We start from the raw sequence: 26,660 nt of genomic DNA, 5'->3' as shown, positions 1-26,660 counted from the left end.
ACCATATAAAGCTTGAATATCGCGCGCAAATGCAATTCCAAATGGCTTGTACCGGGTGAAAATGGTGTGATTTTATTAGTTATGATCCACGTTTTACGAGGCAATCAACATACCTGCGCATGAAAATCAAACGCATTCACCGTGATGAAGAACACATTGAACAGATTAATCAAGCGGTCGAGGTCTTTTTAGCAGAAATAGAACAAGAGATGCAAAAGATTTTGACAAAAGCCACTTGACGTTATGGGGGTGCTCTCTCCTCCCAGCATCCCCACCCATTTAAGTAATAAGTAATATAAAAAGAGAAAGGTAATGAGATGATATTTGATGATGGCGATAGATATGTAACAACTCGTGAATGTGCACAGCTTTTTAGTGTATCAACAACAACGATTCGCAATTGGGTTCTTCAAGGTGTATTTCCAAAGCCATACAAGCTAGGGAGAGCTGTAAGGTGGAGAAAGAAAGAGATTCTAGCCTTTACTCCAGAGAAAAATACGGAGCAAATAACAACAAATTAAGTAAAATTGTATAACCTACAATAGGTGGTCTAAAAGTTGGTCGGAAAAACAGAGAATTAAATAAAAAATTATATATTTCAATATATTAAAGAAAAATAGTGGTGCCCAGACGCGGATTCGAACCACGGACACGCGGATTTTCAGTCCGCTGCTCTACCTACTGAGCTATCTGGGCATGCTTCATAAAAAAATACAAAGCGTGTGTGGTTATAACATTAAAATTTTCTCTGTCCAGTAATCAAAAGAAAAATAATTTATTTTTTAATAAATTTATCTCCATATTTTAGAGAGCTATCAGTAAATCCTTATCATAAAATAAACTTGCTAGGTATGTTGTGATACGTTAGTGTATTATTATTCGGAATGTTATCTTTTCGTGGTGGTTATACAAAAAAAATAAAAAAATCAATTGGGAGGCATAGTTTAAGAAAGATTTTTTTTACAAAGTTTCTGTGAATTTTAAGCCTACGAAATAATAGAAAACATTTTTGACTTTTTCTAAAAACACAGTTGATGTGTCTTTATAACACTTTGTTTTTCTTTAATTAAAGGAAGCAAAATATCTAAAAGGGGAGAAATAATGATAATGTTACAAAAACCAAGCAGTCGTCCCAATAACACTAATTTTTCTTCAGGTCCTTGTAGCAAACGGCCTGGTTGGACTTTTGATGTTCTTAAAAAAGCATTAGTTGGGCGCTCGCACAGATCAAGAGAAGCAGAATTAAAACTTGCTGAAGTTGTTAATTTAACCCGTGAGATTCTTGAGGTTCCTTCTGATCATCGTATAGGAATTATACCCGGTTCAGATACCGGTGCTGTTGAGGCCTCTCTATGGTCTTTATTAGGTGAGCGTGGCATTGATATGGCGGCGTGGGAAAGTTTTGGATTTGGCTGGAATAAAGATGTTGTTGAGCAATTAAAGCTTTCTGATGTGCGTCGTTTTGAAGCCCCATATGGTGAAATACCAGATTTAACTCAACTTGATTTTGATCGTGATGTTGTTTTTACATGGAATGGGACAACTTCTGGTGTGCGTATTCCTAATGCGGATTTCATTCCGGATAAACGGGCAGGATTGACCATTTGTGATGCAACATCTGCAGCTTTTGCACAATATCTTGATTTTTCAAAATTAGATGTTGTTACTTTTTCGTGGCAAAAAGTTTTGGGAGGTGAAGCAGCTCATGGTATGGTAATTTTAAGTCCTCGTGCTGTTGAGAGGCTTGAGAATCATGTGCCAGCTTGGCCTATGCCTCAACTTTTCTGTATGACAAAAAATGGAAAATTAAACGAAGATATTTTTAAAGGAAAGATAATCAATACGCCTTCTATGCTTTGTGTTGAGGATTTTCTTGATGGGTTGAAGTGGGCAAAGTCTTTAGGAGGTGCAGTGGCATTAAGGGAGCGGGTGGAAAAGAATTTTTCTGTACTTGATGCTTTTGTTCGTAAAACACCATGGTTAGAATATTTGGCAAAAGATCCTCAAGTGCGTTCTAACACATCTATTTGTTTAGATATTGTGGATCCAGTGATTACTGCTTTAGAGACTGAAAAGCGAATATCTTTTATAAAAGCGGTCGTGAATCGTCTTGATGAGGAGGGGGTTGCTTATGATATCGGTTCGTATCGCGATGCTCCTCCTGGGCTTCGAATTTGGGCAGGTATAACAATTGAGGCTTCCGATCTTGAAGTTTTAATGCAATGGCTTGAATGGGCGTTCCAAGTTGAAAAAGCACAACTTTAAATAATTATTGGTGATTTTCACGACGCATTTTTTAGAAAGAAAAAGGATACGAGAGATTATAATAATCTTTCGTATTCTTGTATCAGACAAACAACTTCTAAATAATTTACATGAATTGTAAAAGATTAAGAAGGGAAATGAATGCTTTGTCAGGTGTTGAGTAAGACACAAATTAAAATCTCTGATTTTTTACTTTTTGTAGTAAAAATGACAGATTTAGAATATTTCGGTACTTGAAGTTTGCTTATTTTTATTATCATAAATTTGGAAATTTAATTACTTGAAGATTGAGAAAAATCTGAAATGAGGAGTCGCACTTGTTCTAAGGTTTCGTTATAAGGAAGTATTTGTTTTTGAATGCTGGTTTTTTTGACCAAACACGACGGAGAGAGTTATGGCCAATGTAGTTGTTGTCGGTACACAATGGGGTGATGAAGGCAAAGGTAAAATTGTAGATTGGTTGTCTGAGCGAGCAGATATCGTGGTGAGATATCAGGGAGGGCATAATGCAGGCCACACATTGGTTATTGATGGAGTTAGTTATAAATTATCACTTTTGCCGTCTGGGTTAGTTCGCGGGAAGTTATCAATCATTGGTAACGGTGTTGTGGTTGATCCTCATCATTTTGTTGCAGAATTAAAAAAATTATCTGATCAGGGAGTAAAAATTACACCAGAAATTTTACGGATTGCTGAAAATTCTCCCTTAATTCTTTCTTTGCATCGTGATCTTGATGCAATTCGGGAAAGCGGTTTATCGGGTTTAAAGATTGGCACAACGAAGCGTGGTATTGGGCCGGCTTATGAAGATAAAGTGGGACGTCGTGCTATCCGAGTGATGGACTTAGTAGAAAAAGATACGCTTATGGCTAAGATTGAGCGGCTTTTGAGGCATCATAATGCTTTGCGTCGTGGGATGGGTGTTGCAGAGATTGATTCTCAAGCACTTTATGATGAATTGATGCAAGTTGCAGATAAAATTCTGCCCTTTATGGATTGTACGTGGCGTCTTTTAGATGCAGGTTATCGGGAGGGAAAGCACATTCTTTTTGAAGGGGCTCAAGGTGCTTTACTCGACAATGATTTTGGAACTTATCCTTATGTAACATCATCGAATACAGTTTCTGGGCAAGCATGTACAGGATCTGGGATGGGACCTGGAGTAATTCATTATGTTTTGGGGATTGCAAAAGCTTATACCACACGTGTTGGAGAAGGACCGTTTCCCACAGAGCAGATGAATGATATTGGTGAATTTCTTGGGACACGTGGGCATGAATTTGGTGTTATAACGGGTCGAAAGCGTCGATGTGGTTGGTTTGATGCAGTTTTAGTCCGTCAGATGGTAGCAATTTGTGGTGCGCAAGGTATAGCGTTGACAAAACTTGATGTTCTGGATGGTTTGGATAAAATAAAAATTTGTATTGGTTATGAACTTGATGGTAAAAGGATTGATTATTTACCTTCTTCTATGGGAGCTCAAGTTCGTGTAAAGCCTATTTATGAAACATTAGAAGGTTGGAAGGAAAAAACAGCCCATACATTGAGATGGGAAGATTTGCCAGTGCAGGCTGTTAAATATATACGCTATATCGAAGAACTGATTAATACAAAAGTAGCTTTATTGTCCACAAGTCCAGAACGTGAAGATACTATTCTTATTACAGACCCCTTTGCAAACTGATTATTGTTTTTAGGTTTTCATATAGATTCTTTGCTTATTTCTGTGTCTTTTAACAAAGAGCGTTTTTAAGGATGCGTGAGAGAAAATTATAAAATAACATTGTTTATTTTTCATATTCATTTTACACTATTGCGATAGTTGCACCAATATAAATAACAATTAATTTATGAGGCTAAAAGGTGTTTTGGCTTTAGGGCTGAGGTTTCTTTTCTCAGTTTAAGAGAGATTATGAGGAAATGGTAGATTTCGTTGGAATCTTAAAAAAGGCAATTAATGCGCAAAATAATGTTACACCACAAATGCGTAGGCGAATTTATAAACGGGCTATAGAAACATTAGAACATCAAGTTTTAACAGCGAAAATACCGAAAGAAATAGCAGATGAGCAGAGAAAGATTCTTCAAAATTCTATTACGACTGTTGAAGAAGAATATTTAGCAGTCGAAAAGAAGTTGCTTTCTTCAGTTATTGGATGGAATCCCACAAATATAAATGAAGATAAAAAATATACCAAAGGAGCCATATTACCAAAGAATAGTGAATTTTCAGTGGTAAACACAAAAAGCAAGCAGGATTTTGTTACACGTTCAAAGGATAATAAGGTATTTGATGATCCTTGTGTAACAAATATGCCAGAGGCAGAGCCTGTTAATATGGAGGCTTATTTGCCTTCTGAGCATGTTAATTGCGATGCATTAAAGGTTTCTTCTTCACAAGAAGATAATCCGCATATTGTTTCGCATATTTTTTCTCAAGCTTTGCGTCGTGCTAATAAGTCGTTAGTGCAAAGGCGTATTGTGATAGGTGCTGTTTCTTTTGTGTGTTTTGCTATTTTAACTGTTGGTATTTTTTTTATTGGTGGGCGTGTATTTGTATCAAATGATCAGTTATTAGAGGAAAATCTTCAGGCTTCTCACGGAGTACCAAAGGCGCTTTCGACTAAGAGAAAATTAACACAACGCTTATTAGAGGATGGGAGTGAAGTTGATGTTGGTTTAAAACAAGCGGCAGATTTTTCTGATGAAGAAGGAATCTCAACAGTTGTTGCTAGCAATTTGCCATCGCTTGAAAAATCAGGTGAAGCTGTTTTTTATCAAGCACGTACAAATTATGATGCAGAAAAGATAGCAACGGGAAGCGCTCGCTGGACGCTTATAAGGGAATCTTATGTCAAGGGGGCTCCAGAAGAAATGGCTATACAAGGTGATATAACAATCCCCGATGAAGGGTTATCATTGCGGTTAATTTTACGTCGTAATACCGATCGGTCATTTCCTGCTGCATATATTATGGACCTTATTTTTATTCTTTCTGATAAATTTTCAGGAAAAGCTATAAGTAGTGTTCAAGCATTAACCTTTAAAGCAAGTGAACAATCCATTGGACAAGCTTTAACAAGAACTATTTCTGCAAAAATTAATGATGATTTTTTTCTTGTTGCATTGAGTAGGAATTCCCCCTTTCTCGATCGAAATTTACAATTGATGCGAGAATTGCATTGGATGCGTTTGGTATTAATGGATAAAAACGGACGTATAAATGAATTAACCTTTGCAAAAGGTCCAACAGGTGAGTCTATTTTTAATGAAGTTATTGGAAAATGGCTTGTACAAAAAGATAAGTTAATAGTTCTTGGTCAAAAAAATAAAACATAGATGCAAATAAGATAAAAGGTTATTTCCCATTATCCGTTTTTATCAGGTATACTTGAACGCATTCAACAAAGCTTATAAATCGATCACTCAAAAAATTCGAGAGATTGATTTACCAGTACAAAGCCAACAGATGCTTTTCTCATTTCCAATTTAAGAATGTGCAAGCCATTGGCTTTATACCGAATTCGAGAGTCTTATACTTGACTTTGAGATAAAGCAGAATCTCTGATAGAGTTTTGCACTTTTTCAAATGCACGCATTTCGATCTGTCTTACTCGTTCTCGACTAATGTTAAATTCACCAGAGAGTTCTTCTAGAGTTAATGGTATATCGTTTAAACGACGTGCTTTGAATATACGCCTTTCGCGGTCATTGAGATTATTCATAGCATTGACAAGCATGGAACGACGATTTTCCAATTCACTTTTTTCAATTAAAGTTTGTTCTTGATTGTTAGATTCATCGACCAACCAATCTTGCAACTCGCTGCTTTCTCCTTCTTTTGTACGAAGGGGTGCGTTGAGTGAAGTATCACCACCAAGTCGGCGATTCATCGATACAACTTCACCTTCTGTGACGTTTAACTGGGTCGCAATTTCTTTTACCTGTTCTGCATTGAGATCACCGCTATCAAGCGCTTGAAGTTTATTTTTTAACTTACGAAGGTTAAAAAACAAGCGCTTTTGATTGGCTGTTGTCCCTATTTTCACCAAACTCCAAGACCGCAATACATATTCCTGGATTGATGCTTTAATCCACCATATTGCATAGGTAGCAAGACGAAAACCACGCTCTGGTTCAAAACGTTTAACAGCTTGCATGAGTCCAATATTACCTTCCGAAATGACTTCCCCAATGGGGAGTCCATAACCACGGTATCCCATCGCAATTTTAGCGACGAGACGCAAATGACTGGTGACCAGCCTATGTGCAGCTTTTAGATCATTATGCTCACGGTAACGTTGAGCTAACATATATTCTTCTTTTGGCTCAAGCATTGGAAAACGACGAACTTCTTCTAAGTAACGATTTAATCCGCCATCACCTGTCATTACTGATAACAAATTCATATGGGCCATATAGCACCCTCCTTTTGTCTGAATTCCCTAAATAAGGCAAATTCCCTGTTTAAGATAGCTAACTATCCTTGTAACTTCACTTTAGCATATTTTTCAATTTTGTTCAAAAAAAGATATTTTATTGTGAAATCTTGAGAAGGAGAAAAGTTTCAATTCATTTTTTTAAAATGCTTAATAAGTTGAGCCATATCTTGAGGTAGCGGTGCGGAAAACGACATAATTTTACCGAAAGAAGGATGTTCAAAAGTAAGACTTGCAGCATGGAGTGCTTGTCGGTTGAATTGATCGATTGCATTTTTGATAGTGGAATGAAGAGTGTTTGATTTTGTTTTAAAAGCATTTCCATAAACCGTATCACCGATGAGTGGATGTCCGATATGCGCCATATGAACGCGGATTTGATGGGTGCGTCCGGTTTCCAGACGACATTCCAGAAGGCTAGCAAAAGCGTTCCAGTCTTCATGAGTACCATATTTTTCAATTAGAGAAAAATGTGTAACAGCATGTCGAGCATGAAGGTTTTTATTCTGGACAACGGCCTGCTTTGTTCGGTTATGGGGTGAACGGCCAAGTGATGCATCAATTGTCCAGACATTCCGGTGAGGTGTCCCCCAAATCAAGGCATGATAGCGTCGATCTAATGCGCAGGTGCGTCCATGATCAGAAAATTGAGCACTGAGACTCTTGTGAGCCAGATCATTTTTTGCAACAACCATAACACCGCTTGTATTTTTATCAAGACGATGGACAATGCCAGGGCGCTTAACACCACCTATACCAGATAAACTATTCCCACAGTGGTAAATAAGGGCATTAACCAATGTACCATTCCAATTACCATTGCCAGGATGAACAACAAGACCTGCTGGTTTGTTAATAACAATGACATGATCATCTTCAAAAAGAATATCCAATGCAATGGCTTCAGGGCTAGGCTCTGCATCACGAAGGTCAGGCATTGCCAATTCAATTATTTGGTTAGGTTTTAACTTTGCTTTTGGTTCTTTTATGAATTGACCATCAATTTTAAGACAGCCTTCACGGATGAGGGTTTGCAAACGTGAACGTGAGAGCACATTATGATATTGTTTGGCAAGCCACTGATCAAGACGTTGCCCCAGAGCACCTTCATCTGTTATTGTTTGTATTACCATACGATTCCTATTAAGTTTTTAATAAGATTTTTACCAGTATGAAATTGCTTTGCTATCAAGAAATTCTTTAATTCCCCAATGCCCCCCTTCACGGGCGCGCCCAGAAAATTTCACACCTCCAAAGTAGCTTCCATCCGGTAATCCGTGTCCATTAACTTCCACCATACCGGATCGTACTTGTGCCGCGATACGACGACATTTGTTGCGATCTTGCGATTGAATATAGTTTGTAAGACCATACTCTGTGTCATTTGCTAAAGCGATGGCTTCTTCTTCTGTACTAAAAGAAAGAATCGAGAGAACTGGACCAAAGACTTCTTCTTTGAAAATACGCATATGAGGTTTTACATCAGTAAAGACTGTTGGACGGACATAATAACCACGCTCCATTTCTATAGGTAAACCAGTTCCGCCTGCAACAAGAGTTGCTCCTTCATCAATTCCCGATTGGATAAGATCTTGAATTTTGTCGTATTGTTGTTTTGAAACGACGGGTCCAATATGATTACCTTCTTGGCAGTTCGGTCCTACTTTTGTCGTTTCTGCAATATCTTTGGCTATTTTGACGGCTTTGTCATAGATGCTCTGTTCCACCAGCATACGAGTGGGTGCATTACAACTTTGCCCACTATTATAAAAGCAATGTCGTACACCTCGCTGAACAGCATTTGAGTCGGCATCAGCAAAGATAATATTTGCGCCTTTTCCTCCAAGTTCCAGACAGACTCTTTTTAAAGTAGCGCTGGCATTTTTAGAAATATCTTTTCCTGCTCTGGTTGAACCCGTAAAGCTGATCATTTCTAGATCTGGATGGGCTGAAAGATAAGAGCCGACAGTTGCACCATCACCATTGATTAAATTAAAAACACCGGCAGGAAGTGCTGCTTCATCTAAAAATTCAGCAAAAAGCATAGCAGAAAGAGGTGCAATTTCAGAGGGTTTGAGCACCATAGTACAGCCAGCCAAGAGAGCAGGGATAACTTTAAGAGTTACCTGATTCATGGGCCAATTCCATGGCGTAATTAATCCTACAACGCCGATAGGGTCGTAGTGAACGATTGCTTGCTCATTTCCCTTTATTAAAGTTTCTTGAAATGAAAACTCTTTATAAGCTTCAATAAAGTCGCGAATGTGGGAACCGCCGGCTGCCGTTTGCGCATTCAACGCCATATCAATTGGTGCTCCCATTTCCATTGAAATAGTTTTTGCCATTTCTTTGGACCGTTTTTCATAGATCTCTAAAATTTTTTCAACGAATCGAAGACGTTCGCTTGGTGACGTTGTTTTCCATTTTTGAAATGCTTCTTTCGCTGCGTTAATTGCTTTATCCGCATCTTTTGTGCTTCCAAGGCTAATGACAGCACAAGACTCTTCTGTTGATGGATTAATGACGTCAAAATCGTGAGGCGTACTTGGATCATCCCACAGGCCATTGATATAAAATTTCCGTTTATTAAACATAATTCACTCCCTTTTTTCTATTTGGTTTATGTAATTATGGTTATCTCAGTCTAAGCCTTTTTAACCGAGGATAACAAGGACTATCTTATAAAAACGTGAGAAATTAGATTGTGTTATGATCATCAAGCAGGAAGAGTTAAATAGAGTAATGTTTCTATAACTGTTTGTATTATTAGGACTAATCGTTTTTATAAAATGGGAGGGAAAGAGACGTATAGACAATTTTCTTGACGCTTTTTATCTTGGAGTTTTCTCCAAAATAAATGGCATATGAGCGATGGGGTATCATAAATTGGATAATTTACTTCGTAAATCTTAAACAAGGGATATTATGCATTTGGGACTTATTTTTTTATTAAAAAGTAACCATCAGCAAAAGGTTATTAACCTTCATATGGTAGCTTCTATGAATTCTTTTTAAAAAGGTTATTTTTCTCATTGCTATAAATTTGTTGGGTGCCATGCATAATTCGAAAACAAAATCTATTTCTACGTCTTCTTTTTCTGATGATAGTACGGAAGGTGCATCAAGAGAAGATTTATCTATTAAGATTACCGAAATATTTCCTTATCCGGAAGTGTGGAAAAAGGCATTTACCCTCGGAAAGAATGTTCGTTTTACGCGAACGCCAGAAGTTGAGATTTTACGTCGTCGTATAGAAACAGATCCAATTTTTGCAAAACAATTTAAAATTTTTACGAAGCAAGATCAAAAAAAAATTACAGGCATTATGCATTGTAACAAGAAAACAACAAACATTCCATCGACAAAAAAAGTCATTAATCCCCAATCGATAGAGAATAAAACGTCCGTTTGTCATTCAACGGTTTTAAAGCGGTTATCACAAAAAACTACGAGCATACCATCAGCCCATGTTTTTCTTAAGGAGGATAAACAAGAACATGAGTTGCAAGTGAAAAATGGGCGACAAAAAATAAAGCCTTCTTTGCACCTTTCTGATGATGCATTTTTTGAGTGTGGATCTTTGATATTTGAACATATGGATACTCAAACTTCAAAAGAGGATGATACACCGATTGATAGGACAAATGAAATTACACCGGATATTCCTTCTGCCTTTGATGAATCAATAACAGCTCTTTACCGTGTTCTTGAATACCGCTTTCCACAACTTTATGATTCAATGACATCAGAATTTCCAGCAGAAAGGATGAGAGGCGTTGAGCAAATTTCTGATTTAATGAATACGAATAATGATCCTATGAAGAAGTCTAAAGAGAGTCATTCTAAGCTTTCTGTTGAAGTTTCTGCTCACATGTTAAATGATACTGAGGATACTATAGCGACTGAAGCAGCTCATAATACTGTTGCCCATAAGACTGTCGATTGTATAACAGAAGGGATCACAAAGAATTCAAAAGAGTTTTCTGTGACGAAAGCAAATGGTAAAACTAAAATATTGCAATCTACCCGTGCATCATTAGGCACTTATAATTCTTCTTTTATGAAAAATATTCAATCTATTGATTGTGATGTTTATGAATTTCCTCCGATCAATTTATTACAGAAACCTATTTTTCATGAAGGGACGATGATTCCTCAAGAAACATTAGAACGTGGTGCTGGACTTTTGGAAAGTGTTTTGGAAGATTTTGGCATTAAGGGTGAAGTTATTCATGTTCATCCAGGGCCGGTGGTAACAATGTATGAATTTAAGCCCGCTGCGGGTGTGAAGTCATCGCGCGTTATTAATCTTTCTGATGATATTGCACGTTCTATGTCTGCTATTTCTACGCGCGTTGCTGTCATTCCTGGACGGAATGTTATCGGGATTGAGTTACCCAATGCGGTTCGCGAAACCGTTTATTTACGGGAATTAATCCAAACGCGCTCTTTTCGTGAAAGTGAATTTAAACTTGCTCTTGCTTTGGGGAAAGGGATTAATGGTGAGCCTGTCATTGCAGAATTAGCAAAAATGCCTCACTTATTGGTTGCAGGAACAACAGGATCAGGAAAATCTGTTGCAATTAATACAATGATTTTGTCAATTCTTTATCGTATGACGCCCCAGCAGTGTCGTTTGATTATGGTTGATCCTAAAATGTTAGAGCTTTCTGTTTATGATGGTATACCACATCTTTTAACACCTGTTGTAACAGATCCCAAAAAAGCGGTAACCGCTTTAAAATGGGCGGTTCGAGAAATGGAAGAGCGTTATCGTAAAATGGCTAAGTTAGGTGTGCGTAATATTGATGGTTTTAATGCACGTGTTGCACTTGCGGCACAAAAAGGCGAAACGATCATGTGTACTGTACAGTCGGGTTTTGATAAAGAAACAGGGGAAATGCTTTATCATGAAGAAGCCATGGATCTCACACAACTTCCTTATATTGTCGTAATTGTTGATGAGATGGCTGATCTCATGATGGTGGCAGGGAAAGAAATTGAGAATGCCATTCAGCGCTTAGCGCAAATGGCGCGCGCGGCAGGTATTCATCTTATTATGGCAACACAGCGTCCTTCTGTTGATGTTATCACGGGGACAATTAAAGCAAACTTTCCTACACGCATTTCTTTTCAGGTTACATCAAAAATTGATAGTCGTACGATTTTAGGAGAACAAGGGGCTGAAACGCTTTTAGGTCAAGGAGATATGCTTCATATGGCAGGTGGGGGGCGTATTGTGCGCGTTCATGGCCCTTTTGTCTCTGATGAAGAAGTTGAATCTGTTGTTGCACATCTTAAAATGCAAGGAAAACCTGATTATTTAGCAACGGTTACAGATAATGAAGACGAAAACAATGAAGATGCTTCTACTGATTCAACGGCTGAGGTTTCTGAGGAAGAAAATTTTGATGAAGAGAGTGAGAGCCTTTATAACCAAGCTGTAAAGATTGTTATGCGTGATAAAAAATGTTCAACATCTTATATTCAGCGCCGACTTTCAATCGGCTATAATAAAGCAGCTTCTCTCGTTGAGCGTATGGAAGAAAAAGGTATTGTGGGAGCCGCTAATCATGTTGGAAAACGTGAAATCTTACTCAATGAAGGAAAATAATTGAGCACATATAAAAAAGCACATTTAAAAATATGTGATTTTTAAATGTCTGACAGTCATTATTTAAAGAGCGAATACGTGTTTTATTTTTTGGGGAGTAACATTAAAAAAGAGTAATATTAAACAATTGAGGGAAAAGTAATAAAGCAATTTTTTGATTGTTGATGAGGAGAACAAGCTTATACAAAAGGGTAGAGATGTTTTTAACATTTCTCGATGATTTTGGGTGCAAAGAAAGAAAATAATCTTTATATGAAGAACAGATGATTTTTGTTCTTTTTTATTATTGCAAAAAGACTCTTTGGCCAAATCGTACGGTGGTATATTTTTTATTTTTAAAAGTTCTGATCAGTGCAGTCACGATTCTTACGAAGAACAGGACACCATTGTAGCATATATTCATGCAAGAAACATCTAAGCAAGGTACCCAAGCTCATGTCGTGACGGTACTTGTAAAGCATTAAAGCTATTGAACATCACCATCTTTATGTTTATGAAGTAACAAGCAGGTGCTATTACACTATTTTCTAGCACAAAATTACGATAAACCTTGGTACTTGAGACGGTTCATAAGAGGCACTTTTATATCCCTTCTTTAACAATTTTTATTGACACGCCATTCCCGTTTGTAACATGCAAGCGAATGGTTTTGGTTGATTCAATATGAGAGGGTGGGTGACGAGAAGATCTTACTATGTTTCAAATTAAAAAAAAGATTTATGTTTATAAATCAATGTACTGATGATAAAAAAAGGTCCTTTTGAGAGTCATTTTAATAAGAAGAGTACTCAATATACAAGTTTTGTTGCATTGGGGGCTTTAAAGCGCTACGCTAAGTTTGTTACCATCTGAACTATTGGTGCAAGAAAAGTATTTTTATAAGAAGATTTACTTGAAAAATAAATTTTTAATTTCTCGTATTTTATAATACAATATATTGAATTATTAAGATAATTTACCATTGTTCATATCGAATAAAAGTCTCAAGTATTGTAAAATTTTTTCATTTCAAATTTGTTTATATTAAAACAATCAAAACCGTTTTTTGTATATCATAAGTAGAAGCAGCGGAGGATAAAAACATTTAAAAAGAATAAGAAAGCCTCTTATGAATGTTTTTCAATACAAAAACTACTGGCAACATTGGGGGCTTGACAAATGTAATAGAGCGCGCTTTTTCAGAAGTATAAAAAGGAAAAGCATAATGCCTTGATATCCTTTATGGGGGCCTTTATATTACATCATTCACGGATGCTGTTTAAAATAAGCTTTGAACCAAATACCTCTTTAAGACAGGCGTATGAATGTGTAAAATATATGAATGCGCAAAATATAATGTGTTCTTCTAGGAAACCTATTTTATGTGAGGGGCATGTTTTTCTTATTGTAATAAACTTTATGACAATAAGAGGTGAATAAGCAGCAATGTCGGGAGATTCTTTTGACGCTTGTTTTGTGGGTGAAACAGTCAAAATTTTGCTACAGATAATTGATAATAAGATATCAAGTTATTTTAACTAGAGCAGGTATTTGTAAATAAATGAGTATTATTCGTTTGAGAGTCAATCTAACACTTTTTTAGTTTTAATTATGTCATTAAAAGCAGATGAGTTAAACACAAATGAATTAAAATGTAAGCAAGAAGCTTTTTGTTTTACACCAGAGCTTTTGCCACGGCCTTTTACATGGGAAATTGATCGCAATGGTCTATTTTGTGAAGTCTCAAAAGAGCTAGCTGAAGTTGTTGGGCCTTTCTCTTCTTCTATTTTAGGATGTAGTTTTCATGAGCTTTCTCATCAATTTAATGATGATCGATATCGGGTTCTCAGTCGTTTTATTGAAGCGGCTGTGCCATGGAATAAAGAGATTGTTCAATGGCCCGTTGATGGTTGTTCACAATGGCTTGATGTTGAATTGTCGGCTTTGCCAATTTTTGATGTTAAAAAGCAGTTTAAGGGGTTTCGTGGCTTTGGCATTTTAAAAATACAAGAAAAAGTTCAAGAACAAAGAGATGAAAAGCTGGAGACGAAAATACCGCATCTTACGGAGATAGAACGCTCCACTTTTCGTGAGATTGCAGAGCAATTACGGGATGAATTGAACGCATCGGTAAAAGAAGAGAATTTTGTTGAAGAAACAGCTATCCAATTACCATATCCACCAATATTGCCAATAAATGCTATAGAACAAGCACTCATAAAAGAACCCGCTGCAGTTTTATCATTGTTGGAAACAGCAACAGATGGTGTTTTATGGTTAGATAAACAGGGCTTTATTCAATCGGCAAGTAGGGCAGCTTTAGCATTAATGGGTTATGAAATAAATGAACTACGAGGACAGCCATTCTCTTCATTATTTACGTTGCAAAGCCAATTTTTGGTTGAAAAATATTTTAAATTAATCCGTATAAATGGGGAAAATCAGGTTTTAAATCGCAGCGAGACAGCTAATTTAATGACGAAAAATCATAAAAATATAACCGTTCTTATTACGATTGTATTTTTGGCACAGCAAGGCAACTATGCTGTTATGTTGCGTGATAGGACAAAAAAAGTTCCATCAGAAGAAAAAAAAGCAGAAGAGAGTAAAATCGTTGGAGTTATTCATGAAATACGAACACCTTTGAATGTTCTTATCGGTTTTGCAGAAATTATGAAAGAAGGTCGTTTTGGTTCGATAGAAAATGAGCGCTATCATGGATATTTGCGCGATATTATTTCCTCCGGAAAACATATATTATCGCTGATTAATGAATTACTAGAATGTTCGAAGGCAAATTATTCTGGTTCCAATAACCAGATTGATTCCTCTCCTATTGCTGAAAAATTCGATGTGATATCTTGTTTACGTGCGACGATAGCTTTTCTTGAAACGCAAGCTAATCATAACGGTATTATCATGCGCATTGTTGCTCCACCGCATGTTCCATTTATTCCTGTATCACAACAAATGTTTCGCCAAATTATATGGAATCTTCTTTCCAATGCCATTCGTTTTACCCCCTTGGGTGGGCAGATTATTATTCACGTTTCTTATAGAAAAGAACGCGTAAAAATTTCAGTAAGTGATAATGGTATAGGGATGAGTGAAGAAGAGATTGTACAGGCTCTGCAACCTTACGGTCAAGTAGAGCGCAAAGATGGACGCTCTGGTGATGGTGCTTTTATGGGAACAGGCTTAGGCCTCCCAATGTGTAAGGCAATGGTGGAAGAAAGTGGGGGAGAATTTTTATTGTTCTCAAAACCCAATCATGGAACAACTGTGGAAATGTTTTTTCCTCATATTCCATGATGTAAGTCGTCGATAAATTTATTTTTTCTTAGCCAAGAGATCTCTAATTTCTGTTAAAAGTTGTTCTTCTGAAGAGATTTTTTTCGGGCTTTCTCCTTCTTCTTTTCTACGCATTTTATTCATAGCTTTAACGAAGAAAAAGAGAACCCACGCAATAATGAGAAAATTGATCAGTAAAGTAATAAAGTGTCCATAGCTAATGGTTGCTCCAGCGGCTTTGGCAGCACTCAATGTTGCTTGTTTTTCGCCAGCAAGTTGAATAAACATGTTAGAAAAATCAATTCCACCGGTAATAAGTCCAATAATTGGCATAAAAATATCGTTGACAATTGAGTTGACTAAGCCACCAAAAGCGCCCCCTATAATCACACCAATGGCAAGATCAATCATATTACCTTTTAGAGCAAATTCTTTGAATTCTTTAAGCATTGCGGTTTCCCCTTTGTGTAAGCGATATACGGTAATTTACTTACCGCTTTTGATGAAAAAGGAAAGGGCAGATTTTATTTTTAGAATTATACTACAGCATTAATATTATTTTCCAATAACTTTATGATGCTTAATAAAGAGCTCTATGGACTCTGTTTTATTTCATAGAGAAAAGCTTTTTTGATAAAAACTGTATCTGCTTTTTACAACGAACAGTCGAAAATTGTTCTTAATTTATATAATTGCCTCAATATTTTTATGATAACATTTAAAAAGAGAGATTTTAAAGAATATCACAAAGTTAGCAATATTAAGAGTTAAGCCATCAGGAAGCTTCGCGAATGAAGTGTTATATATTGGCTTAAAAAGAGAATTGAGAATAAAAAATTGTACTTCAGTATTGATAGGAGAAATGGATAGATAAGGCAGGAGTAAAATTTATAGTGTCAGATAGTTTCTCTTAATTCAACAAGTAATAGGACAATTAGGCGTGCAAACTTATTTAAAAGCTATTTTTACTGTGTTGTATAGGTTAAAAGTAGTCATAACTAATAAGAGACAATACATTGATTTATAATGATAAAACATCATTTAATTTGAATCATAACGCCGAATATCATAAGATTTTCTCATCATAACTTCTCCCATATTGCATCAAATAAAACCACATGCTTGAATGTCATAAACTGGGCTGGTGTATCTCTAAAAAACACGAGAGAAAGAATTAAAAATGCTTCTTGTGAATCGTCTCTAGGACCAAGAGTTGTAAAAATATTGCGAACGAAAAAAGTGTACGATAGTGCCGGCTTGTTGTGCCATAAGCGTAAAGATTTTTATGCTCAATAATTTATCATCATACCATTCAGGGGTGGCGTCGTGAAATAGGCAAAAGAGCACGAAGAAATGTTTCTTTAAAGAAAGCACGTGAAATAGAAATCCAATGGCGTTCTGTTTTATATCAAGGGGTATGCCTCTCATTGGCACCACGTTTTCATCAGTTGGAAGATTGTATCAGGTGATAGAGAGCAGAACTATAGGGGTTGCAAGGTTATTTGGGTTTGCAAGTCTCTGGTGTGATAAGTGTAAGTTTAATGATCAACTGTTATCACTTCAGCTGTATGTTAAACAGAAAACCTATAAATGAAAAACTGTATTGAGTGCATAAGCAATGGTAACAACGCAGATTTTTTAAAATTTTATTAATATAGTCCAAACGGTTGAATACCATACTGCTAAAAATGGTACAACAATGGCATGAATGTAGATAATTTTACGAATTGTGTACTTTCTCAATGCTAGGAGAAAAACAGCCTTATAGAGCAAACCTTATTTCTATTGGAAACAATATTATACAAAGGAATTGAGGGAATAGAGATAATTTTCTTGCTTTTTAAAAGACGTTATGAGCTTGCTTGCAAGAGATAAGACCATGGTGTGATAAAATGCCTTTAATTTCTTAATGCATACGGGCATTTTATAAGATTACATATTTAGCGAGCGGAACAATTTTAAAAAAGAGAAACGTTTTTTCAAAAATAATTTTTTTCTATTCAGGGTGCATAAAAATCCACGTGAATGACGATGATGTGCTGAACTATTCTTAATAGAAAGGGGATTATTTGGATAATATACTCTCTGGGCGATTTTTTGTGTTAAAAGGTGTATGTAAGGTGTGATGGATCATTTTTATGTTGTGGAGAAGGATTGATGAGTTTTTTTCGTTGTATTGGCCGTTCTGCTTTATTTATGTTAGATCCAGAGCATGCGCACTGTTTAGCGATTATCGGATTAAAAAGTGGATTAAACGGTTGTCAAAAGGTTGTTGATAAGCGATTGAGTGTAACGATTGCAGGGCTTGAGTTTCAAAATTTTATTGGTCTTGCAGCGGGGTTTGATAAAAATGCAGAGGTTGTTGATGAAATTTTTCGGTTAGGATTTGGTTTTACCGAAATTGGAACAGTGACACCAAAGCCTCAGATTGGAAATCCTAAACCACGGCTTTTTCGTTTAAAAGAAGATGAAGCGATTATTAATAGAATGGGTTTTAATAATGACGGGCATCAAGTTGTTTGCGACAGATTGCGCGCGTGTAAAAAAGCGGGTGTTGTAGGAGTCAATATTGGAGCTAATAAGGATACGGTTAATAAGATTGACGATTATACTGTTGGTATTGCTTGTTTTTATGATGTTGCTGATTATTTTACGGTTAATATTTCTTCTCCTAATACGCCAGGTTTGCGCGATTTACAGGCTCGTGATAGTTTGAATCTTTTGTTGAATGCCATCTCAAAAGCGCGAAAGGAGCAAGAGAAAAAACATAGATTTTCCATTCCCATTTTTTTAAAAATTGCTCCAGATTTATCAGAGAAAGAATTGGATGATATTGCAGAAGAAATAAAACTTTCTGATTTTGATGGACTGATTGTTTCCAATACAACTCTTTCACGTCAAGGTCTTAACAATAGTCGTTTCAGCAATGAAGAGGGGGGGCTTTCTGGACGTCCACTTTTTGAGCGTTCTACGATTGTACTTGCAAAAATGCGTCAAAAATTAGGGAAGGAAATTGCAATTATTGGCGTTGGCGGTGTAAAGGATGCACAAACTACTTTGGAAAAAGTAAAAGCAGGTGCAGATTTAATTCAATTATATAGTGGGATGGTTTATGAAGGTCCAAATCTTGTCATAACTATTTTAAAAGAGATTTTACGGATGATGCAACAAGATGGGGTTGATAACATAAAAGACTATCGTGATCATAATCTTGAGCATTGGGCAAAATTTCCCTTGTAAAAATTTTCTTTGTAAAAAACATTTTTCTTCACAAAAAATTGCGAGATTTTTTTTAAGGGGCTTGCAAACTTTGTTGATCTTGCTTATGTCACATAAGCGAAGAATAAATGTTTACAAAATCGTGAATAGTTATGGTACATTTGCTTTTTATGCGGTTGTAGCTCAGTTGGTTAGAGCGCTGGTTTGTGGCACCAGAGGTCGTAGGTTCAAATCCCACCAACCGTACCATTTATCTTCTCCAACTTTTCTAATTCTTATTTTTGGCGTTTTGTGAGGCGGTTAAAAGCCACGCTTGGCGGTCTTTTTGCGTGTGAGCTGTCACAGAGCAGAGACCTTGCGCGGATGATTTTTCTCAAGTTTTGCCAAAAACAGAATGATACGATCAATAATCGCTTGAAATATAAATGGGTTAACCGAATCTATGATTCTGATTGCAATTGCAACGATAAATATCTCTATCAGTATATTTATATATTTTTAGTATATTTTGTAAACCAAGAGAATCTTATTTTACTTTCATTATTATTGCTCATAATATAGACTATTAGGTTTAAATACATAAAATAAGTAAGCGTAAATTTGCTAATATATGCCATATTTTTGACACAGTTTCCTTGATTTTATCAACTATATATTATAAGTATGAACTTGCATGAAAGTGCATTCATATCTCCAGGGGGTGTTTCGGTGGTTGATTATGGGTAAGCTATTCTGGCGCGGGGACATAAGTAACCTTGGGGGAATTTATTTATACACTAAATTGAAGAAAATAAATGAGATTTTCAAGTAGTTCGTAATTATTGCAGTGCCGATAATTTTAGTAGCAAATATAACTCTGGTAGTGCGTTTGGTAGCAAGTATGGTGGCAAGGTTGGCCTTGCGAGTGGTTTTGTCATAGGATGGGCAGCGGGGCGTAATCCTTATGCTGCAATGGCCACAGGAAGCTTTGGGCAAATTGTAGGCAATGAATTCGGAGACACCATAGGCGGTTATGGTGGTTATGCTGTGGCTGCTGCCCAGTGTGGAGCACAGTTGTTGGGTCAATCTATTGCTAATTCAGGTGGTGGGATGTTGATGCACTTTTGATGTAGTTCTTTGGGTTATCCTAAAGCCTAGAACGGTGGTGCTGTAAAAGGTGCCACCTTTATGTTTGGAATATTACACAGGAGGAGCTATGGGCGCATTTGGTTTAGTGCTCGTTTATTTTTGTCTGTGGTTTGGCATGTTGTATCTATTCTGCAAAAGTATTGCTATTAATGGAAAAAGCATGTTAGGCAGGGAGAATATGGTTGCATTCATAGTGGCGGCATTGGTTGTTCCTCCCATCATATATATCTTTGAGTATATAGACGATGTGTCGATAACATCTTCTCATGTTGCTATAATTATGTTCTTTCTTTTTTTTTGCATTGAATTTATACCCAATATAGTAAACAATATAAAATGCTTTAGTTTGGCTATTATCGCAAGTTGCCCCATTTTTTTCATCGCAGCTGGTTTTATTGTTATGAGTGATGACCTTCTGTTAGATTTTTTTGATCTGCAGCTTTCGAGCTATATTTATCTGCTTTTCATTATTCTGTTGATGATAGCGGGTGCTCGCTATGTCCTAATTGCTAAAGCTTTGAAGGAAAAATCTATGTCCGTGCTAGATTTAAGCATTTGCATTGGCTGTGGGTTTGCCATAGGCGTCTTTTTTGTGTCATCACTGCTTTTATCAGACCTTCGAGAAATCTATCAACAGATAGATTTTGCAAACAGGGAGGCAGTGAAAAAAATGTTTGATTATGCGGTGTTTGGTTTCGCTATTCTAACGGGCCAAGTTTTTTTGACATTTTTGATGGTTCTCTTTGTTACTACAAAGAAATATTATTGGTTGCTCCTTGATGTTCTTGCAGAGCTGTTTTTTAGCCTCTTTGTTTCTTATTATGTAGCGTTTGTTCATACAGATGATGACTATGGAATGGTTAGAAGTTGGATTTGTTTGATGTTTGTTGTTTATGTGTACGCGCGTTACATTAAATCAAAGAATGTGAAGCTTAGCGTGATTAATCCGTTTAAAAAGAAAACTGAGTGAGAAGACAGGAGGCTGTAGTTCTTTGGGTTATCCTAAAGCCTAGAGCAACTCTCCCAAGAGGGGCCGTTTCTGGAGCAATGGTAGGCGGGGTCCGTGGCGCAGTCGCGGGTATTGCTAAAGCTGGTTGGGATTGTGCTTGCTCTAAATGGTGAAATTGTTGTTTGACCTAGCTTTTTAACAAGGCAAAGGCCTTGCTAAGGGGTACGTTATCAGCCTCTTAGCAGGGAGTTTCTCTCCCACAATAATATCTTGGTATGCTTGGGAGGGCAAGGCGCTTTAAGGAAATTATATGTCTGACTTAATTTTTGGAATGCAGCTTGGTTTTGGGATAAGTTCCAGCCCTCGTGTCCTTAAAAACAATGGCTTGTTGGGCGAGCGCGTCATTTTTGGGGGGCTAGCTGGCCTTTCCTGCGCTATCATCTTCGCTTATCCACATAGTGAAAGTGGGTTTTCAGACTTATCTTTGCTTTTGGTATGTTATCTTAGCATGCTTTTAATTCTGCACGAGCACTACTTATATAAATATTTAGTTTTTGGATTCTGTGGTGCAGTTGCTGCCTTGTGTATTGGGGCAGGTTTTGTATATTTGAGCTCTTTGTTGCCATTGCCTGCTTTGTCTGCTGCTCATAATAGCCAGCAGCAGGTGGTGCATTACATGAGTGGGGTTGCTGCAAACTATCCCTTTTTTATCCTTTTGATATCAGTTTTAACTGCGGAGCTTTTGTGGTTGCTTCGCGTATATAAGCCAGAATTAGCTGCGCGTGAGGTCCTTTATTTCGGGCTGGGCTTGGGGGGTGTTCTAGACTTATGCTATAAGACCCTCCCAGCTCTTTTTCTTTACTTGAATTACCGTGTTGATAGGGAGCCACAAATGGCGGGCTATGTCGCATTTGAATCTTGTCCACAAGCGATCAGCTATCTTATTGCCGCGGGCATGATTGTATTGATGCATGTTGTAAATACGCGCTTTATGTATCTTGGTTTCCAAGATAAGCGCAAGGCCTATTTCTATCTGCCTTTTGTAATTCATTTTGCGGTTGATTTTTTGTCTATGTTTGGCATTTCTTCAGACTACGCAATATTAATAAATTCTATTTCTAAGGCTTACCATAATGCTTGATAAATTGACATTATCTGTTATCGGCGCCGTTTTTTGTCTGGTGCTGATTATTTTTCCTTTGATGAAGAAAAAAACATTGGTTGAACATTTGGTTTTCTTGCTCGTTATTTTGTGTCTTGTTTTTCTTTATGTTTATGGTGCTGTGAGTTATTTTCCTTATTATGTTTTGGCGCTTTCGCTTATATTGGGGTACCGCTGGTTACTCTCTTTGGTTAAAGCGTTTAAAGGCACGAAGGCGATTATTGGGTCAAGCGCTGGTTGTTATGTGCTTTTGATTTTTTTTCTATACGGCTTTATGCGTATAATAGGCAGTTTGATTTTTCTGCTTATAGTACGCCTAATATTGTTTTTGCTGTTGGTCTATTCCCTATAGGCATGGCGATTATGCAGTTTTTTTGCTTTCTCATTGGGTGGCAGAGGATAATGGCAATGGTGTAGAGGTAGCTCTAGGCGTGGGAATGGGGATTTGGGGGGCTGCTATAGGGCTTGCACTGCTTACATCTCTACCAGAAGCTGTGAAGATCCTAAAAGGGGCCTTTAGTCTTGATAGGGACGCCTTACTTTCTTTACTTGAGGCGGTAATATATTATGCGTTTATTATAGGTCTGAGTCTTTTATCAACTTTCTTAATGCTTGTGGTTTGCCTTGACAAGAAATGGCGTTTTTTTGTTCTTATCCTGCTTTTACAATGCTTGGCGGCTTGGGCGCGCTTTTCATGGCGGGCCGCTGAGCCAGAACTTCTTGCAATTGGGCATTATACAATCGCTACTATTCTTATGTTTGCTCTTATGCGGCAAATTTATGATTTTGTGCAAGACAGATTATCCATGAAGAAAAATAGCAGTTACGCTATAGTAAATGAGGGGGCATAATAATGTTGGTTTTATTTATTACTTCGCTTCTCGCAGGCCTTATTTATGGCGCTGTCATTTATAATTTTTTTCGCTCTACATTTAGTTGGATAAATGTGCTGTTGAGCGGCATAGTTTTTGGGGTGATTGTTCTGTTAGTATGGCGTGACTCGGAAACAGAACATAAATTTGATGCCTTACGTTTACTGCAAGTGCTTGGCGTTGTTTTTCTTCTATGTGTGTTTCATCATTTTCTGAAGTTCAAATTGGTTGTCGCTGGTGCTGTGGGATGGTTTGTTGCTAGCTGCATTGCTTTCGGGCTTATTGCTTTTTGGGAGCAATCTGTAATAAAAACGCTTTATAGGATGAGTATTGTTGAAACTGGGAGTCGTGCAGAGCAGGGGCTGGCGCTTGTTTTTTTATTTTTAACATTGACGGTTTTTATTGTTGTAGCAGAAGAAGCCATGCGTCGTTGGTTAGTTACTAAGTTTTATCGGTGCTCGCCTAGTTTGTTGTGGCGTTTGCCGCTGAATATTGGCATAGGCTGGGGTTTATGCGAATTAGTTTATAAGGCGCTAGGGCCTTTCCTTGTTTATAATGGCTGGCTTATTCGATCTAGCTTATTAGCCAGTGAATATGTAATTTTTTATTCCTGGACGCAAGCGAGTATTTTTTTGTGTGCTTTAATGAGCGTCATACTCATGCATATTGTCAATACATGCTTGGCGTATCGTGGTGTTATTACGCGCTCTAAATTTTATGCGTGTGCGCCTTTTTTTGTCCACGCTATTGTTAACTGTTTCGGTGGAACAGCGCTGGTTACAGACAAGGTTTGGTTTAATGTTGGGGGCAGCTTGTTTATTCTATTTTGTGTGATGTTGTTCGTATATTTTGAAAGCAAAAATCCTTTAATACAAAATATAAAATTGCGCGCTTAAGGTGTTGTAGAGTGATGAATAACTTTGCGTACTCTAAGTATGGCTAGAGAGCCTAATACGCGCTTTCTGTTCTGCAAAAAAAATAGAGAAGGTTAGCACCGACGTAACGCGTCCAGTACCAAGAGCGACGTCATTTCTGCACTAATTGGGGGGAGGGTGTGCCACTGTCCACGCGCATATGGGAGTTTGCAAATATGCTATCATGTAACTTTCTAGTGTCCTCCTTTCTATTATCCTCCATGAGATTGAAGATGGGAATCTTGAGGCGGCGATGACGCATTATTGCAAGGAGGATGCACCATGTTTAACATAATAGTCTCTTTATTCCGTGGAGTATTTACTCCTGGGTTATCAATGGAAACGTTTTAACTCTGGTCGAATGCTCTCTCATCTTGACTGTGATTTTATTGTCCATTATCGCTGTGAATATTAAAATTGTCCGATGGGGGAGCTCATGATGATTACTAACATTCTGACAGTTATTGTCCTGTTTGTTAATTATTTCGCTGGATGGTCTACACTTTTACTGAACTACCCCACATTTTTTTGCTATCTGTCACTTGCTCTGGTTTCATTGATTAGCTTGCTGGTAAAGAAACCCTTTACCATTTTTTATGCCAGTGCTGGTGTTTCTGAAGAAAAACGCAAACATATCCTATTTTATCTCATCAAACATCATGGAGCATAATATGTCATTGTTTAAAATTCTGACCGGAACCCCTTTATGGGCTTGGATTTTGCTTATTTTTCTCATTGCGAGGGGAATAATCGCATTGAAAGATAGGGAAACGAAGGTTTACCGCCTTTTTTTCTTGCCGTTAGTCTTTCTTTTTTTTGGGCGCAAGCGATGTGATTAACCAGCTGGCCTTTCCGCGCTGGGGAGCAGTCTCAATGTTGGCAGGGCTGATGATCGGCTTTGGCGTTGGCTGGTTGCTCTAGCGTACTACTGCGTGTTTAAAAATCAAAGAGGGAACGGATTTAATTATTCTGCCTGGTACACGGTTGACGCTGACATTTATTCTTATCGCTTTTGTCATCAAATTCACATTGATTGTTTTTCTCAATGTTAAACCTGATTTGAAATATGCATTTGATTTTAACCTTCTTTTTGGTCTTTTAAGTGGGTTCACTAGTGGTGTGTTGTGGGGCGGCACATTAAATTTATATATAGCATTTCGAAAGAATCCAAATTAATCCCTATACCATTAGCTGTGGGTGCTTCCCATTAGAACTATCTCAATAGAAGCTTATTTCTAACAACAACGCTGCATACAAATGCAGCGTTGCCTCATAGTTTCAGATTTTTTTATCCCAGCGCGTGAATAGGTGAGGGAAGTGATATATCTGACTATGCCCCCTTGGGGGTAGAGCAAGCCTAAAGGTTTAGAATGCTATGAGTTTGAGCTAGCTGGACTTTGAGCAGATGGTTTATCGTTGATGGTAAATCATTTTGTTTTACGATTCAAAAAGAGGATAGTGATGGTCTCATTGGCGTAGGTGGGCAAAAAAACTCTTAGCTTGGCAATGCGTCAACAGTTTGTAGAACTATGTTGTGGAACCACTACGCAAAACGGTTGCTATGATGGCATGATGCTTTTGTCAAGTATTATGATATGGTAGGAACCGGTGTTTAAGGGTACAACTGCGGTCACTGTACGACCCAGTAGCATTACGTCTGAGTATTTAGGAGCGGCAGACTCCGTACAGGATACGCGTACAATATGTGAAGCATGCTTGCGGGAATCAGTGTGCCATTATTGCGTTGTGCACACAACCCTCTAGCGAGTTACTTCATTGGTAAGGCTGTTTTTTGAAGCTGGTTGTAATTATCTGTATGTGTTTAAAGAGAACGTTAGTACCGATGTGTCGCGTGAGTACCATTTTCCTTTGTACAACTATTTTCATTTTTCTTGCTTTCTTCCTTAAAAAACTGCGATTATCATTTTTTGGGGGGCACACGAACGATGACAGAGTCAAGACTTTTCTCTCGTGTTTTTCCTTTTTTTGTTCAAAAAAGCCAAAGTGTCTTAATGAGCAGAGATCTTGTCTAAAAAGGTATTTTTTAGATTTATTACTTTATTTTCAAAGGAATAGAGAATTTCTGCTTTTGAGTGTGCAAGTGCACCTTATGATGAGACATAAGATGCGAACCCGTAAATTTGGGCGCGCAGTAGGCTTATAGTAACAATAAGCTTAGGCATATAGTTGGCAGACACCGTCATTATTGAGGTTTTTTCTAGATTGTGTTTAGTTATGCCACATGTGAAGCAATTTTAAAATTACCCATGGTGACATGTCGTCAAATTGACGTTTCATCTCTTCGATTTGTCAGAAATATAATAAGGACAAAAGATAGCCATATTTGGGATGTGCTTGTGCCAATTGATCGAGCTGACTTGTTTAAGTAAAAAGAAATAAAACAAGCACAGGAAACTTAAAAAAATAAAGAGAACAGCTTATACGACACTTTGCGTAAAAGTAAATTTGCAGAGGATACAGAAATAAATAGGATAAAAGGAATTGCGACGTACAAAAGAAATATTCATAGATATATTTTATACTAAGCGTAACGGAGAAGCGCAAAGATGAATATAAGAGTGGACGACGGATTAACTGGAGTAGGGGGTATTGCTAGGGTGGCGTTTTTGGTTAAGAATTGCACTTCGTACGCTATAAGCTCTCTGGATCTTTCATATAGGCGTTGAGATCATCGCCCAATGAACGTAAAGGGGCTGTTTTGTCTTTAACGCTTGTTTGGCTGCTTCTATAGTGCTCCTTAGCTCTGTCAGCCATTATGGTGATCATTTCCTCGTCCAAAGAACAGATCAATCGATTGCGTAATAGGG

General features: G+C 37.3%; 20 protein-coding genes, 2 tRNA genes and 1 pseudogene. 17 read left to right on the top strand and 6 right to left on the bottom strand.

Annotation, left to right across the window (positions count from 1 at the left end; all coding sequences use genetic code 11):
- Both CEV08_RS04560 and CEV08_RS04555 read left to right on the top strand, forming a co-directional pair.
- Positions 1–239, top strand: a pseudogene (locus CEV08_RS04560) (lambda exonuclease family protein); the annotation flags it as partial.
- Between the two features lie 78 nt (positions 240–317).
- Entirely contained in the window at positions 318–521 is a 204-nt protein-coding gene (locus CEV08_RS04555; RefSeq protein ID WP_034454822.1) for a helix-turn-helix transcriptional regulator, read from the top strand.
- Positions 522–620: 99 nt separating this feature from the next.
- Here CEV08_RS04555 and CEV08_RS04550 read toward each other — a convergent pair.
- Positions 621–696 (bottom strand) — tRNA-Phe (locus CEV08_RS04550).
- A gap of 405 nt (positions 697–1,101) precedes the next feature.
- Here CEV08_RS04550 and CEV08_RS04545 point away from each other — a divergent pair.
- The 3 genes from CEV08_RS04545 to CEV08_RS04535 all read left to right on the top strand — a co-directional run bounded on the left by CEV08_RS04545 (position 1,102) and on the right by CEV08_RS04535 (position 5,604).
- Positions 1,102–2,265, top strand: a complete 1,164-nt coding sequence (locus CEV08_RS04545) for a phosphoserine transaminase (protein ID WP_100130556.1) — start codon at positions 1,102–1,104, stop codon at positions 2,263–2,265.
- Between the two features lie 394 nt (positions 2,266–2,659).
- Positions 2,660–3,949 (top strand): adenylosuccinate synthase, encoded by a 1,290-nt coding sequence (locus tag CEV08_RS04540; protein ID WP_100130555.1) that lies wholly within the window; start codon positions 2,660–2,662, stop codon positions 3,947–3,949.
- A 236-nt stretch (positions 3,950–4,185) separates the two neighbouring features.
- Positions 4,186–5,604 carry a hypothetical protein gene (locus CEV08_RS04535; protein ID WP_100130554.1) on the top strand — a complete coding sequence of 473 codons (1,419 nt, stop codon included), beginning with the start codon at positions 4,186–4,188 and terminating at the stop codon, positions 5,602–5,604.
- A 194-nt stretch (positions 5,605–5,798) separates the two neighbouring features.
- On the opposite strand, the gene rpoH is transcribed toward CEV08_RS04535, so the two are convergent.
- The 3 genes from rpoH to CEV08_RS04520 form a co-directional block, all read right to left on the bottom strand.
- On the bottom strand, positions 5,799–6,683 hold the full coding sequence (rpoH, locus tag CEV08_RS04530) for an RNA polymerase sigma factor RpoH (protein ID WP_100130553.1): 885 nt from the start codon (positions 6,681–6,683) through the stop codon (positions 5,799–5,801).
- Positions 6,684–6,832: 149 nt separating this feature from the next.
- Positions 6,833–7,837: an RluA family pseudouridine synthase gene (locus CEV08_RS04525; protein ID WP_100130552.1), complete on the bottom strand. Its 1,005-nt coding sequence runs from the start codon at positions 7,835–7,837 to the stop codon at positions 6,833–6,835.
- 30 nt (positions 7,838–7,867) lie between these two features.
- Entirely contained in the window at positions 7,868–9,298 is a 1,431-nt protein-coding gene (locus CEV08_RS04520; RefSeq protein WP_100130551.1) for an aldehyde dehydrogenase family protein, read from the bottom strand.
- 461 nt (positions 9,299–9,759) lie between these two features.
- Here CEV08_RS04520 and CEV08_RS04515 point away from each other — a divergent pair, with 461 nt between their 5' ends.
- Positions 9,760–12,318, top strand: coding sequence for a DNA translocase FtsK (locus CEV08_RS04515; protein ID WP_100130550.1), 2,559 nt, complete (start codon positions 9,760–9,762; stop codon positions 12,316–12,318).
- Between the two features lie 1,590 nt (positions 12,319–13,908).
- Positions 13,909–15,609: a PAS domain-containing sensor histidine kinase gene (locus CEV08_RS04510; RefSeq protein WP_100130549.1), complete on the top strand. Its 1,701-nt coding sequence runs from the start codon at positions 13,909–13,911 to the stop codon at positions 15,607–15,609.
- An 18-nt stretch (positions 15,610–15,627) separates the two neighbouring features.
- Here CEV08_RS04510 and mscL read toward each other — a convergent pair whose 3' ends face one another.
- On the bottom strand, positions 15,628–16,038 hold the full coding sequence (gene mscL, locus CEV08_RS04505) for a large conductance mechanosensitive channel protein MscL (protein WP_100130548.1): 411 nt from the start codon (positions 16,036–16,038) through the stop codon (positions 15,628–15,630).
- A 1,707-nt stretch (positions 16,039–17,745) separates the two neighbouring features.
- Between mscL and CEV08_RS04500 the strand changes: the two genes are divergently transcribed.
- From CEV08_RS04500 to CEV08_RS04460, 10 genes are all read left to right on the top strand, one after another.
- Entirely contained in the window at positions 17,746–18,828 is a 1,083-nt protein-coding gene (locus CEV08_RS04500) for a quinone-dependent dihydroorotate dehydrogenase (RefSeq protein WP_100130547.1), read from the top strand.
- A 151-nt stretch (positions 18,829–18,979) separates the two neighbouring features.
- Positions 18,980–19,056: transfer RNA gene (locus CEV08_RS04495), tRNA-His, on the top strand.
- Between the two features lie 702 nt (positions 19,057–19,758).
- Positions 19,759–19,914, top strand: a complete 156-nt coding sequence (locus tag CEV08_RS09910; protein ID WP_245407037.1) for a hypothetical protein — start codon at positions 19,759–19,761, stop codon at positions 19,912–19,914.
- Positions 19,915–20,002: 88 nt separating this feature from the next.
- Positions 20,003–20,905, top strand: coding sequence for a hypothetical protein (locus CEV08_RS04485; RefSeq protein ID WP_100130546.1), 903 nt, complete (start codon positions 20,003–20,005; stop codon positions 20,903–20,905).
- On the top strand, positions 20,902–21,057 hold the full coding sequence (locus CEV08_RS09520; protein ID WP_180753552.1) for a hypothetical protein: 156 nt from the start codon (positions 20,902–20,904) through the stop codon (positions 21,055–21,057). Before CEV08_RS04485 ends, CEV08_RS09520 begins: the two co-directional genes overlap by 4 nt.
- A gap of 137 nt (positions 21,058–21,194) precedes the next feature.
- Positions 21,195–22,025, top strand: a complete 831-nt coding sequence (locus tag CEV08_RS04480) for a hypothetical protein (protein WP_100130545.1) — start codon at positions 21,195–21,197, stop codon at positions 22,023–22,025.
- Complete coding sequence (locus CEV08_RS04475) at positions 22,018–22,398, top strand: hypothetical protein (protein WP_100130544.1); 381 nt, start codon at positions 22,018–22,020, stop codon at positions 22,396–22,398. The genes CEV08_RS04480 and CEV08_RS04475 overlap by 8 nt, the downstream gene beginning before the upstream one ends.
- A 22-nt stretch (positions 22,399–22,420) precedes the next feature.
- Complete coding sequence (locus tag CEV08_RS04470) at positions 22,421–22,897, top strand: hypothetical protein (protein WP_143434453.1); 477 nt, start codon at positions 22,421–22,423, stop codon at positions 22,895–22,897.
- Between the two features lie 2 nt (positions 22,898–22,899).
- Positions 22,900–23,814 carry a hypothetical protein gene (locus CEV08_RS04465; protein WP_100130542.1) on the top strand — a complete coding sequence of 305 codons (915 nt, stop codon included), beginning with the start codon at positions 22,900–22,902 and terminating at the stop codon, positions 23,812–23,814.
- A gap of 454 nt (positions 23,815–24,268) precedes the next feature.
- Positions 24,269–24,502, top strand: coding sequence for a hypothetical protein (locus tag CEV08_RS04460; RefSeq protein WP_245407036.1), 234 nt, complete (start codon positions 24,269–24,271; stop codon positions 24,500–24,502).
- Positions 24,503–26,484: 1,982 nt separating this feature from the next.
- Here CEV08_RS04460 and CEV08_RS10130 read toward each other — a convergent pair.
- Complete coding sequence (locus tag CEV08_RS10130) at positions 26,485–26,607, bottom strand: hypothetical protein (protein WP_280951722.1); 123 nt, start codon at positions 26,605–26,607, stop codon at positions 26,485–26,487.
- Positions 26,608–26,660: the final 53 nt, after the last annotated feature.

This window comes from Bartonella tribocorum (genome assembly GCF_002778015.1).
GTDB classification, from domain to species: Bacteria; Pseudomonadota; Alphaproteobacteria; order Rhizobiales; family Rhizobiaceae; genus Bartonella; species Bartonella tribocorum_B.
This window is presented reverse-complemented; position numbering and strand designations above follow the sequence as displayed.

What these genes read in the sequence shown, in the direction of transcription:
- CEV08_RS04485 (WP_100130546.1), top strand. Translation starts at nt 20,003, where the DNA reads ATGGGCGCATTTGGTTTAGTGCTCGTTTATTTTTGTCTGTGGTTTGGC.
- CEV08_RS10130 (WP_280951722.1), bottom strand. Translation starts at nt 26,607, where the DNA reads ATGGCTGACAGAGCTAAGGAGCACTATAGAAGCAGCCAAACAAGCGTT.
- CEV08_RS04460 (WP_245407036.1), top strand. Translation starts at nt 24,269, where the DNA reads ATGATGATTACTAACATTCTGACAGTTATTGTCCTGTTTGTTAATTAT.
- CEV08_RS04465 (WP_100130542.1), top strand. Translation starts at nt 22,900, where the DNA reads ATGTTGGTTTTATTTATTACTTCGCTTCTCGCAGGCCTTATTTATGGC.
- CEV08_RS04535 (WP_100130554.1), top strand. Translation starts at nt 4,186, where the DNA reads ATGGTAGATTTCGTTGGAATCTTAAAAAAGGCAATTAATGCGCAAAAT.
- CEV08_RS09910 (WP_245407037.1), top strand. Translation starts at nt 19,759, where the DNA reads ATGGCCACAGGAAGCTTTGGGCAAATTGTAGGCAATGAATTCGGAGAC.
- mscL (WP_100130548.1), bottom strand. Translation starts at nt 16,038, where the DNA reads ATGCTTAAAGAATTCAAAGAATTTGCTCTAAAAGGTAATATGATTGAT.
- CEV08_RS04545 (WP_100130556.1), top strand. Translation starts at nt 1,102, where the DNA reads ATGATAATGTTACAAAAACCAAGCAGTCGTCCCAATAACACTAATTTT.
- CEV08_RS04555 (WP_034454822.1), top strand. Translation starts at nt 318, where the DNA reads ATGATATTTGATGATGGCGATAGATATGTAACAACTCGTGAATGTGCA.
- CEV08_RS04540 (WP_100130555.1), top strand. Translation starts at nt 2,660, where the DNA reads ATGGCCAATGTAGTTGTTGTCGGTACACAATGGGGTGATGAAGGCAAA.
- CEV08_RS04510 (WP_100130549.1), top strand. Translation starts at nt 13,909, where the DNA reads ATGTCATTAAAAGCAGATGAGTTAAACACAAATGAATTAAAATGTAAG.
- CEV08_RS04475 (WP_100130544.1), top strand. Translation starts at nt 22,018, where the DNA reads ATGCTTGATAAATTGACATTATCTGTTATCGGCGCCGTTTTTTGTCTG.
- rpoH (WP_100130553.1), bottom strand. Translation starts at nt 6,683, where the DNA reads ATGGCCCATATGAATTTGTTATCAGTAATGACAGGTGATGGCGGATTA.
- CEV08_RS04515 (WP_100130550.1), top strand. Translation starts at nt 9,760, where the DNA reads ATGCATAATTCGAAAACAAAATCTATTTCTACGTCTTCTTTTTCTGAT.
- CEV08_RS04525 (WP_100130552.1), bottom strand. Translation starts at nt 7,837, where the DNA reads ATGGTAATACAAACAATAACAGATGAAGGTGCTCTGGGGCAACGTCTT.
- CEV08_RS04500 (WP_100130547.1), top strand. Translation starts at nt 17,746, where the DNA reads ATGAGTTTTTTTCGTTGTATTGGCCGTTCTGCTTTATTTATGTTAGAT.
- CEV08_RS04520 (WP_100130551.1), bottom strand. Translation starts at nt 9,298, where the DNA reads ATGTTTAATAAACGGAAATTTTATATCAATGGCCTGTGGGATGATCCA.
- CEV08_RS04480 (WP_100130545.1), top strand. Translation starts at nt 21,195, where the DNA reads ATGTCTGACTTAATTTTTGGAATGCAGCTTGGTTTTGGGATAAGTTCC.